The sequence below is a fragment of the Polaromonas sp. P1_F8 genome, from assembly GCF_056405635.1.
Genome location: NZ_JBFUBS010000012.1, coordinates 1 through 11,029 on the forward strand (window position 1 = coordinate 1; position 11,029 = coordinate 11,029).

10 protein-coding genes are annotated in these 11,029 nt (G+C 55.3%); all 10 read left to right on the forward strand.

Annotated features, from left to right (window positions below):
- A partial coding sequence (locus AC1D1J_RS22470; RefSeq protein WP_477695913.1) for an SGNH hydrolase domain-containing protein occupies positions 1-1,056 on the forward strand: 1,056 nt, incomplete at its 5' end.
- A 36-nt stretch (positions 1,057-1,092) separates the two neighbouring features.
- Complete coding sequence (locus tag AC1D1J_RS22475) at positions 1,093-1,830, forward strand: SDR family NAD(P)-dependent oxidoreductase (RefSeq protein ID WP_477688702.1); 738 nt, start codon at positions 1,093-1,095, stop codon at positions 1,828-1,830.
- A gap of 25 nt (positions 1,831-1,855) precedes the next feature.
- Positions 1,856-3,124 carry a methyltransferase domain-containing protein gene (locus AC1D1J_RS22480; protein ID WP_477695914.1) on the forward strand — a complete coding sequence of 423 codons (1,269 nt, stop codon included), beginning with the start codon at positions 1,856-1,858 and terminating at the stop codon, positions 3,122-3,124.
- Between the two features lie 24 nt (positions 3,125-3,148).
- On the forward strand, positions 3,149-4,369 hold the full coding sequence (locus AC1D1J_RS22485; RefSeq protein ID WP_477695915.1) for a methyltransferase domain-containing protein: 1,221 nt from the start codon (positions 3,149-3,151) through the stop codon (positions 4,367-4,369).
- Positions 4,366-4,899, forward strand: coding sequence for a WbuC family cupin fold metalloprotein (locus AC1D1J_RS22490; RefSeq protein WP_477695916.1), 534 nt, complete (start codon positions 4,366-4,368; stop codon positions 4,897-4,899). Before AC1D1J_RS22485 ends, AC1D1J_RS22490 begins: the two co-directional genes overlap by 4 nt.
- On the forward strand, positions 4,892-6,763 hold the full coding sequence (locus AC1D1J_RS22495) for a TIGR04372 family glycosyltransferase (RefSeq protein ID WP_477695917.1): 1,872 nt from the start codon (positions 4,892-4,894) through the stop codon (positions 6,761-6,763). The genes AC1D1J_RS22490 and AC1D1J_RS22495 overlap by 8 nt, the downstream gene beginning before the upstream one ends.
- Positions 6,764-6,799: 36 nt before the next feature.
- The gene (locus tag AC1D1J_RS22500; protein ID WP_477695918.1) at positions 6,800-8,263 is read left to right on the forward strand and encodes a PfkB family carbohydrate kinase; all 1,464 of its coding nucleotides are present in this window, start codon (positions 6,800-6,802) and stop codon (positions 8,261-8,263) included.
- Positions 8,260-8,970, forward strand: a complete 711-nt coding sequence (locus AC1D1J_RS22505) for a nucleotidyltransferase family protein (protein WP_477695919.1) — start codon at positions 8,260-8,262, stop codon at positions 8,968-8,970. Before AC1D1J_RS22500 ends, AC1D1J_RS22505 begins: the two co-directional genes overlap by 4 nt.
- Positions 8,971-9,076: 106 nt before the next feature.
- Positions 9,077-9,865: a hypothetical protein gene (locus tag AC1D1J_RS22510; RefSeq protein ID WP_477695920.1), complete on the forward strand. Its 789-nt coding sequence runs from the start codon at positions 9,077-9,079 to the stop codon at positions 9,863-9,865.
- A gap of 91 nt (positions 9,866-9,956) precedes the next feature.
- Positions 9,957-11,018, forward strand: a complete 1,062-nt coding sequence (locus AC1D1J_RS22515) for a TIGR04372 family glycosyltransferase (protein ID WP_477695921.1) — start codon at positions 9,957-9,959, stop codon at positions 11,016-11,018.
- Positions 11,019-11,029: the final 11 nt, after the last annotated feature.

Sequence of the window (11,029 nt, forward strand, 5' to 3'; positions counted from 1 at the left end):
CCTTCCGTGGCCGTACGTACTGGCGGGCTGCTGGCAGCGGTTGTGCTGTCCTGGCTGACCTATCGCTTTATCGAAACGCCCTTGCGCTTTGGCGCCCACGCCCGCCGCAAAACACTCGGCCTGCTTCTGCTCATGCTCGCCATCGCAGGTTTTTCGTTTGCAAATTACAAGGCCAACGGCTTCCCGACACTTCGGTACTTGCAAACCCGTGAAACCAGCGCCAAAGAAATCGAAAAACTGGACGCCGCCAAACGACAGGCATTGACCGACACAGCGGTAAGTGGCGGTAAATGCTTTCAGCTACCCCCTGGCAAAGACTTCAATTTCTTTGTCAGTCACGGTTGCCTCCCTACGGCGCAGACGCCTCAAACCAGCGCACCTGTGCTGATGCTTATCGGTGATTCGCACTCGGCCTCGCTTTCGCTGGGGCTACGCCCATGGGCCGCCAAAAAGGGATACACCTTTTATCAGGTGAGTTCCGGCTCCTGCTCCTTGTTCAGTGATGACGCCTCCGACCCCGACTGCCAGACTTACAGCAAGAAATCGTTCGAAGCTGTTCCTGCCGTGAAGCCCGATGTGCTGCTGATTGACTCTCATTGGCTGCATGCTTCAGAGCCGGTCTTCTTCAAAAATCAGGGCAACTGGCCTTCATATTCAGAATACCTGGCAGACAAGTTCAGGTATATCGCCAGCCTGCAGGCCAAAAAAGTCATCATCGTTGGGCAGGTGCCGACCTGGAAAGCCGACCTTCCCAATGTATTGATCCGCAGATTTATTTCGAAGGGATTTGAAGTCCCCGAAAGAACGACCCTTGAGCTCGATCCCCTGTCGCTGGAAATGGATAAAACCCTGCAGAAGATTCAGCTGCCTACCGGTTTCACCTACGCCTCATTGGTCAAAATACTTTGTGATAGCAACGGATGCCTTACGCGAGTAGGCCCAGACCTCCAGACAGACCTCGTCGTGTGGGACTACGGTCACCTCACTGCGGCAGGAGCAGCCTTTGTTGTCGACCGGGCGCTGGCACCTGTGGTCGAAAGCCTGGTCAGGCATTGACATGCTGCGCCTGTTATTAATTATTGAAAGTTGAATATGCCGTCAAACCCAAAGAGCGTCGTAGTCATAGGCGGTAGTTCCGGCCTTGGCAAGGTCATTGCCAACCGTTATCGGGACGATGGATTCCAGGTCGCCATTGTTTCAAGAAACAAGCCCCTCTTTGTGGACGAGAAAAAGGGCTTCAAGCATTACAGTGCAGACCTTTCCACCATCACGGCGGAAAGCGCCGGCGCATTGGTTAACGACATCGTTCGCCAAACCGGCCGCCCGTCTTATCTGGTTTTTTGCCAACGCTACCGCGGCGCTGAAAGAAACCTGGCCAACGAGTTGTTTGTGGCAGTGTCTGCAACCGAAATACTGGTCGAGGCATTCGTTCCGCAATTTGCGGAAACCGGCGACAAAGCCATCGTGACGGTCAGTTCGGTGTATGCCGACTATGTCGGTTCGTCACAGCCCTCGTCGTACCACGTGGTGAAGGCGGGTTTGAATGCGCTTATCAGATACTATGCCGTCACGCTGGGAACCAGGGGCATACGGTCCAACGCCATTTCGCCCCTCACCTACCTGAAAGACGAATCCAAGCACGTGTACCTGGGTGATGAAAAAACACTCGCCAAATACCGTAAATTGGTCCCGCTGGGAAGAATGCCCCTGGCCGATGAATGCGCCAATGTGCTCAGATTCCTGGGAAGCGAGCAGGCGTCTTTTGTGAATGGACAGATTATTTATGTCGACGGTGGTGTGTCCACCGTCTGGCCGGAAGAGATTGCGTAAGATTAACGTTTAAGGGATACATAAAATGGCTAACTATCACCGCAGAACAAACTGCCGGCTTTGCGATTCGACTGCGCTCAAACTGGCGATCCCCATGAAACCTTCGCCGATCGGCGACGCTTTCGTCAAAGACAAGAATTCGGAGCAGGAGCTCTTCCCGCTCGACGTCTACATCTGCGAGACGTGCGCGCATCTTCAGAACCTCGACGTCGTCGACCCGAAGATTCTCTTCGGTAACTACACCTACCAGACCTCGCATTCTCTCGGCCTGGTCGAGCACTTTAAAAAATACGCGGCGCATGTCGTGTCGAAGCTCGGCATCGACAAGCCCGTCTTTGTTATGGAAATCGGCAGCAACGACGGATCATTGCTCGGCGAGTTTCAGGCACTGGGTCATACGGTGCAGGGTATCGATGCATCTTCCGCCGTTGCCGGCCATGCCAACAAACGCGGCGTGCCCACGATTGGCGACTTCTTCACTTTCGACCTGTCGCAAAAAATCAAGGCTGATAAAGGCCAGGCTGGCCTTGTGTGCGCCAATAACGTCTATGCCCATGCAGACAACCTGCGGGACATCACCAAGGGCATCCGCAATGTGCTGAGCGACGACGGTGTCTTCGTTTTCGAGGTGTCGTACCTGCCCGACATGGTCGAAAACATGGTCTTCGACACCATCTACCACGAGCACGTTTCGTATCACACGCTCAACCCGCTCGAAAAATTCTTCAACTCCCTCGACCTGAGTCTGTTCGACGTCGAACGCGTCCCGACCAAGGGCGGTTCGATTCGCGCTTTTGCACAACCCAAGAGCACGGGCAAACGCCCGCGCACAGCGGCTCTCGACAAGCTGATGGCCGACGAAATTGCACAGCACTACGACCAGATCGAAACATATCACCGCTACGCGCAAAAAATCGTCGATTGTAAAAACAGCACGCTGGCGCTCATTCGCAAGTTGTCTGCCGACATGAGCAAGGTTGCGGGTTACGGCGCATCGACGACCACCACCACCCTGCTATACAACTATGAGCTCGAAGGCGTCCTGGACCGCATTTATGACGATAACGCCATCAAGTACGGCACCTTCAGCCCGGGCGCGCATATCGAGGTTTCGCCTTCTGAAGAAATCCTGTCGCGAAAGCCAAAGGCCATCGTCATCCTGGCTTGGGTCTATGCAAAGCCCATCATCAAGCGCAATCGCAACTATGTCGAAGCCGGCGGTACGTTTGTGATTCCGCTGCCTGTGCCCATGACGGTCGATGCGAGCAATCTGGACCATTTCCTGAACGCCTGACGGAACCAGCGTTGCAATACTTCGATGGCCTCCATTCATTGCACCGTCTGCGGCCATGCGGACCTTGAACGAAGCCTGAGTTTCGGCCTCCAGCCGCTCTCTACCCGGTTTGCTGCAGTGCCTGATGCCCAGGCGCCAGCGGCACGCCACGCGATGAGCCTGGGCTATTGCAAGCAGTGCCTTGCCATCCAGCTGGTCGACCGGTTTCCGGTCTCCGTGTTGCAGGGCAAGGCGCCGGCGCTGCGCTTTCGCGAGCCCAGCGCGCATTTGCCAGACGTGGTCGAAACCCTCAGGTCGCTCGGCGTGGTCAACCCGCACGGCAGACTCGCCGGGTTGTCGTACATCGATCTGGATCTTCTGGACTTGCTCCAGGCTCAGGGATGCCCTGCGGCGCTACGCCTTGAACATCCAAAACCGCCAGCCGGGGCCGCGGAGCCCGGCCTGGAAACGCTGCAAGGTTTTTTCTCAGACCCCGCCCACATAGGCCAATGGGTTCAGCAGCATGGCCTGGTGGATCTGGTTTGCGCCAGATTCATTCTGGAGCACGCTGAATCCGCCCTGGCTTTTTTGCACGCCCTGAAACGTGCCGTCAAACCCGGTGGCTACATCCTGGTCGAAGTGCCAGACGTCACCAAAATGATCGCGTTTGAAAATCACGCCCTCGTCTGGGAAGACCATTTCACCTACTTCACCTCAGGCACCCTGTTCAAACTGGCATCGCTCGCAGGTTGCAGCGTCGTGAGTTTGAACAGCTACCCCTATGCTTACGAAGACGCCATGGTCGCCATCCTGCAGGTGGGCCAGCCGCCACAGCCTGCCGCGGTTTCGGCGCCGGTCAAGCCGATAGATTCTGTCAATCCGGCCCAGGAGCTGGAAGACTTCAACAGCAGCTTCATCGCTGCCAGGGTCGCACTGCGGCAGGACTTGCTGGCCGTCCAACAGGGCGGCGGAAAAATCGCTGTTTTTGGCGCAGGCCACCACGCGGTCAAGTACATCAACTTTTACGGTCTGGGCGATTTGATCGAATTTGTCGCCGACGACAATCCGGTCAAGGGCGGCATGTACCTTGCGGGTACCCAACTGCAGGTCAAGCCGTCATCTGACTTGGCCGCCTCTGGTGTCACGCTATGCTTGTCGAGCTTGAATCCGGCCAGTGAAGCCAGCGTCAGACGAGCCATACCTGACTATTTCGAGCACGGCGGAGAAATTCGGCCTATTTTTAAAACAAGCAGGGGATCCACATGAGTACGAATGGCCTATTTGAAAAGTCTGCCGAGGTGCTGGTATGCACCGATGAAATCATAGGTCTGGAACAGGCGGCGCTGAATGCGGTGAACCGCCTGGCAGACACCAGCCCCAAGAAGCGGGCAAGAATATGCGCGCACAAAGACAGTTCGGCCGCCATTCAGGAGATGATCATTGTCATCCGTGAAGGCTCGTACATTGCACCACACCGCCACAAGAACAAGTGCGAGTCTTTTCATCTGATTGACGGTGCCGCTGACATCGTTGTCTTTGAAGACAACGGCGATATTCGTAAAGTCATCCGGTTTGCCCGGGAGCATGCCTTTTACTACCGACTGGAAGCCGAGTTATTCCACACCATCGTCGTCCGCTCAGACCGGATCACATTCCATGAAGTCACCAACGGCCCCTTTGTAGCCAACGGAACAGAGTACGCGGCTTTTGCGCCCAAAGAGGGCGGCGACGGTATTGCCACTTACCAAGCTCGACTGGATCAGCAGATCAGCGAATGGATAGCAAGGAATGACTAAACGGAACATCTCCTATGCGGTATTAAAGTCCACATGGTTTCGTGATCTTGTCAGCAATCTGGTACCGCAAATACTTAAATACTACCGGCATGAGCTTCCAGTAGTGACTGTCAAGGCGCGGATGTTGGCGCGTCTCTACAGCCTGGCCCTATCAACCACCGCAGTCTTGCTCACCCCCTGGAAACGATTCAGATTGTTGATCTTGGGGGTGAAACGATTTCACGTTGATGGTGACATTGCCGCAGCAATTGTCTGCTTTAAGCAGGCGGCCCAAATGGGTGCCCCCTTTGTTAACGCAATTGCGCTCAATTTGTCCCGCGTCGAATTCATCGCCAATACAAGGGAAGCCACACACAACCGTTTGACTCTCCTGAAGTTTGCAAATGATCTGGTAGCGAACGGTGACACCCGATACCAACTGGCCTTGGCCCACCTGATGACCAATGAAGCTGAAATCGCCGGCCAAAGAATCATCGAGGCAATCCAGCTTCACCCAGCTTGCGCCATGGCGCATCAGAACATGGCGGCCAAGTACGACAGGCTGACCTGGAAACCAGAGCCCTTGGACCTCGCTGGCGACCCGGAAATTCATCTGTATGACGCCTACCATTTGTTGGGCCAACTGCTCGTCAACATTGGCGATGTTGTCAAAGGCCTGGAGATGTTTGGCGCAGCAATGAAGCTCCAGGAAAAACTCTACGAGCGTTACCCCTTGCCCGACGCGCTGGTGTCATCAATTGCAGCCTGTGAGGGCTACCAGGCCAGCAAACCCATACGCATCGCGCCCTATGAATGGGTCACACAGATCGGTCATCTGGGAATGCTGGACGCACTGATCAAAATGTCCAGGTTGGGCATGCGTCCCGATGTCAACTGGGTGCTACTGGCCCCGGACGACAAGGTTGTCAACCAGGCCTTCCTGGACTGCTGGACGAAGCATTTTCTGATCATCCGCGACGAAGCCCTGGTTGCGAAGCTCTTTCCCTACCAGCGCGCATGTGGCGAGCAGTTCAATTGCTATGTGCAGGATGACGGCAAGGTGGTTGACTGGTCCGATGTGGCAGCGCAGGCCTTTGTTGAATGGGACAAGCGGCAGCTGGGCCCGCTCATATCGGCGTCTGACGAAATCATGCACTATGGGCGAGCCAAACTTGCTGCCATGGGCGTGCCGTCTGACGCGTGGTTTGTGGTGCTGCATGCCAGATCCAGCGGGTTCTATGGCGAGGGGTTGGGTTTTATCCAGAAGCACCGGAATGCCCCCCTAAGCAGCTACCTGCCCGCCATAGACGCCATCGTCAAGCATGGTGGGTGGGTTTTGAGGATGGGTGACCCGTCCATGCCAAAACTTAAAGCCATGCCCCAGGTTGTTGATGTTGCGCACAGTAGCCAAAGAAGCCAGAAATTCGACGTATTCATTTGGTCGCAATGCCGTTTTTTTCTGGGCACCACGTCTGGCCCGACAAACGCTGTCGTTTCTTTTCACACGCCAACCCTGTTGGTCAACTGTGTCTCCAACTACGCGCAGTCGTGGAACAAGCGCGTCATGTTTGTGCTCAAGCCGTTCTGGTCCATACAAAACCGGAGGTTCATGAACTACCGCGAGACCTTCGCACCGCTGGTCCGTGCCAGCATGTTCAACGCACGCAGCATGGCAGCTGAAGGCATCTATCCGCGTGCAAATACATCAGAAGATATTCTGATTGCGACGGAAGAAATGCTGGCCCGTGTCCAGGCCCAAGCCATGACACCGGACCCGGCCGAAAACCCCATGCATGATCTGGGCGTACCCCCATGGCTATGGGGAAGCGCCACGCCAAGCAAGCGCTATCTGGACAAGCACCCTGAGCTATTGCGGCCGCACTGAAGTCACAAAGTACACCCTCAAATATGGTTGAAAACAATGAACTACAAAACCTTTGAAGCGCTTAAAACCGAAGGCAAGTCGCTGGTCTTCGTCTGGGGAGATTTCAACATCCTTCACCCTGGCCACCTTCGGTTGCTGAATTTTGCGGCCGATTGCGGCGACGTTTTGATCGTCGGCATCCGGTCTGATGCCGAGAGCAGCGTGGTCATCCCCGCAGATATAAGGCTGCAAAGCCTGCAGTCCATCTCTGTGGTCAAACATGCCTTCGTGCTCAATGAGACACCCGAGGCATTTATCGAGAAGGTCAAGCCTGCATTCGTCGTCAAGGGCCAGGAGCACAAGGGCGCCGACAACCCTGAAAAGGCCATTCTCGACCAGTACGGTGGTGAGCTGATTTTCTCGTCGGGCGAAATGCGCTTTTCATCCATTGACCTGCTGCGTCGCGAAGGCAACGAGCTTGCCTTCAAATCGATTCTGAAGCCGCGTGATTACCTCAGGCGGCATGAAATAGATTCCGCCCGACTGAGCGATACCGTCCGCGCATTCAACAAACTCAATGTGGTGGTGATCGGTGACCTGATCGTTGATGAATACATCAATTGCGACCCACTGGGCATGTCGCAAGAAGACCCTACCATTGTGGTCACCCCCATCAGCCGTGACAAGTTCATAGGCGGTGCAGGCATTGTTGCAGCGCACGCCAAAGGCTTGGGCGCCAATGTTCGATACATCACGGTCTGCGGCAGTGACGACTCCGCGGAATTTGCAAAAGATCGCCTCAAGCATTACGGCGTCACGGCCGAACTGATGACAGACCACAGCCGGCCGACAACCCTCAAGCAGCGCTACCGCGCCAAGGGCAAGACGCTATTGCGGGTCAGCGAATTGAAGCAGCATGAGATTTCGGACGAAATCGGCGCCGGGATGCTCGACAAGATCCGGGGCATTATCAAAAACACCAGTCTGGTCATTTTTTCTGACTTCAACTATGGCTGCCTGCCGCAATCGCTGGTCGACCAGATTGCAGAGCTGTGCAACCAGCACAAGGTGCCCATGTTTGCAGACAGCCAGTCATCGTCGCAAGTGGGAGACATCACGCGGTTCAAGGGCATGACGCTGGTCACCCCCACCGAGCACGAAGTCCGGCTTGCATTGGGTGACTCCACGTCAGGCCTGGTCGTCCTGGCCGAAAAGCTCGCGCAAAAAGCTCGCTGCCAGTATTCATTCATCACGCTCGGTTCTGAAGGCGCTTTTGTACATAGCCCCAAGGCGCCCAGCCACAAGATCATTACCGACGCCCTGCCGGCCATGAATCAGAGCCCCAAAGACGTTGCTGGTGCAGGAGACTCGATGCTCACCTGCACGGCCATGGCCCTGGTCGCGGGGGCCAACATCTGGCAGGCGGCGTTTCTCGGCTCGATAGCGGCAGCTTGCCAGGTCGGGCGCGTAGGCAATCGCCCGCTGTCGGCAACTGAAATCATCGAGGAGCTTGAGGCGTGAAGGCCGTACTGCTATCGGCGGGCTTTGGCACCAGGCTGCGGCCACTGACCAACACGATTCCAAAGTGTCTTGTGCCCATTTTGGGCAAACCCCTCCTGGCCATCTGGCTCGACAGGCTCTTCGAAAACGGCGATATCGAACGCGTGCTGGTCAATACGCATTACCTGTCAGAGCGGGTCGTCGAACACGTTGCCCAGTCGCCATGGAAAGACAAAATCGACCTGGTCTATGAGCCCACTTTGCTCGGCACCGCCGGAACACTGTGGCAAAACCGCGCATGGATGGATGATGGCCCTACGCTGGTCGCGCACGCAGACAACCTCACATTGTTCGACGTGCCGGCATTCATTGCGGCGCATCAGAATCGCCCTGCAACTTGCCCCATCACCATGATGACTTTTGACACCGATGCACCCCAGACTTGCGGCATTGTGGAAGAGAAAGACGGCATAGTCGTCGGGTTTCATGAGAAGGTGGCCAATCCGCCAGGCAACCGTGCAAACGCTGCGGTCTATATTCTGGAGCGAGAGGTGGTGAATGACATGGCGGCAAAAGACCTGGCATTCATCGACATGAGCACAGAGATTCTTCCGAAGTACATAGGCAGAACCTGGACTTATCACAACGCGGTTTACCACCGTGACATTGGTAATTTGGAGAGCCTTAGGCTGGCAGAGCTGGAGTTGCCTGCAATCGGGAACAAATAAAGTGGGCTCGTGACGCGATTTAAAGTCTACCTATTGAGGTTCGCAGATCACCACCGTTAACTCAAAATTGTCGAGTCGGGCTATCGAAACCATCAGGGAGTAACGTTTGAAAACAGGATTGCCCGCGCTCTTTGCATCTAGAAGGAATGGCCCCATTTCCTTCGCGGTACGTATGGCAATTGAAGTGCTCTTTAGAGCTACCGTTATCTTCTGTGCTTTTTTGCCGCTGCGCTATATTTTATTTTTCGCAATTCTTGTCAGAAAGACATCTGATGCTCGCCTTGCCGACAAACATGTCAAATTTTTCCTGGGTGGGCGCCTTCATGACAATCTTGACAAGTGGCTTCGCCATCGTTTCTTTGCCAATCACTTCAATGAGGTTGCCTACTTCCTTTTGGTGTCGGAACAGCCGGCGGATGTTCTACGGCATTTCGAGAGAATAAATTGGCTTGATTCCAGGCCATTTTTCACAGATCGCGTTGGAGCCTATTTTGACCGCGTAGCGTCGGGCTACTCCATGGAAGCGGTTGCTCGTCTGCACAAATTCAAGTGGTCCGACGGGCCTGTGGACCGCCAATTCACACGCCTCCTGCTCGTCATGCTTGAGCACCGCATTTATTCCGATTACGAGGAACGCTCTTACAAGGGGCGAATCGAACAACAAGAGATTAAGAGGGCAGACAACATCAATCAGTATGTGGCCTACTTTTTCCACGACAAGGATCTGGTGCGATCCCTGGCCCGTGTATTGGAGTTAAGTGGCACAGAGGAAATCCTCGCTGAGCGCGATGCCCGCGGCCAGAATTGGGAAGGTTTTGCCGAAGGCACGGCTAAGGCCGGCACTGCCGAAGCCGTCTCCCGGCCTCGCCAAGGAGCTCGCCAAGGCGGGAATTGAAGATTTTTCTGAGATCAAACTTCTTTCCCCTGACTGGAGTGCACTCATAGGCCACAACGGCCACCTGAACGTGCACCTCATGATGCGMGAGATGAACTGGTGGAAAGGCAAGCCCTTATTGCTTGCCTACAAGGACAGAATCGCCAACCGCCCATTTCTTGACCTCTTTTCAGAAATCTGCCCCACAGTCATCCTTGGCGATAACGTGGATTCGAATGTCTGGCGTGAGCTGGCCAGCCTCACGCCATTCCTGAGTGTTTCCCACCAAATTTTCGAGTTCGATGATGGGCGAGCCATGTACTGGAACGACGCAGGTGGGCTTGCCGTGGAAACCTGGGATGCGCAGGACAGAGGCTTTCCTCTGCGTGACATCTATGACCGGCGCGCATTGAGCAACCCTGGGCTCGAAGAAAAATTTCATGCACTAAAGCGTCAATGGGGATTGGGACCCACCGACTGGTTCGTTTGCCTGCACATGCGCGATGCAGCCACCCGAGGAGACACCCAGGGGGCAGGAGAGTCCATCCGGAATACGTCCTTCGACAATTACGAATCAGCAATCCGCTACATCACCAGCCAGGGCGGCTGGGTCTTGCGCATGGGCAGCCCGAAGGTGGCTCCCCTGCCAAAAATGGAACGCGTGATCGACTACGCACGCGACCCAGGCCAAAGCCCCGAAATGGATATCCATCTGGTGCGGCACGCCAGGATGTTCATCGGGACCACTTCCGGATTTGCCTATGTCGCCTCGAGCTTTGGCATCCCGACCGCTATGGTCAACGCCATCAGCTCGGTCGGCTTGCTGTGGTCCAAAGACACCCGGTTTGCACTCAAGCCGGTGCATACGCGTGAAGGCCGCCTGCTGACCCAGCGCGAAGTGACATCAGAAAAATGGCGGTGGACGTTTCCCACATTCGAAACACTGGCACATGCCGGATTGCAAGTCAGCGAAAGCAGCTCGGATGAAATCCTTGAGACCGTCAAAGAAGTACTGGCCTTGACGAATCCGACGGGCAGCACGCCACCGTTGCTCAGCGCTTCCGAGATTCAAAGCTGGAAGGCGCAGGTCGAAGTCCCAGGTTTCTATGGCAGCTCCTTGCCAAGCGCATATTTCCTTGAAAAGTACAGGCATAGCTTTCTAGAGCAATCCTGATCCTTTACAAG

What these genes read in the sequence shown, in the direction of transcription:
- AC1D1J_RS22475 (WP_477688702.1), top strand. Translation starts at nt 1,093, where the DNA reads ATGCCGTCAAACCCAAAGAGCGTCGTAGTCATAGGCGGTAGTTCCGGC.
- AC1D1J_RS22480 (WP_477695914.1), top strand. Translation starts at nt 1,856, where the DNA reads ATGGCTAACTATCACCGCAGAACAAACTGCCGGCTTTGCGATTCGACT.
- AC1D1J_RS22485 (WP_477695915.1), top strand. Translation starts at nt 3,149, where the DNA reads ATGGCCTCCATTCATTGCACCGTCTGCGGCCATGCGGACCTTGAACGA.
- AC1D1J_RS22490 (WP_477695916.1), top strand. Translation starts at nt 4,366, where the DNA reads ATGAGTACGAATGGCCTATTTGAAAAGTCTGCCGAGGTGCTGGTATGC.
- AC1D1J_RS22495 (WP_477695917.1), top strand. Translation starts at nt 4,892, where the DNA reads ATGACTAAACGGAACATCTCCTATGCGGTATTAAAGTCCACATGGTTT.
- AC1D1J_RS22500 (WP_477695918.1), top strand. Translation starts at nt 6,800, where the DNA reads ATGAACTACAAAACCTTTGAAGCGCTTAAAACCGAAGGCAAGTCGCTG.
- AC1D1J_RS22515 (WP_477695921.1), top strand. Translation starts at nt 9,957, where the DNA reads ATGAACTGGTGGAAAGGCAAGCCCTTATTGCTTGCCTACAAGGACAGA.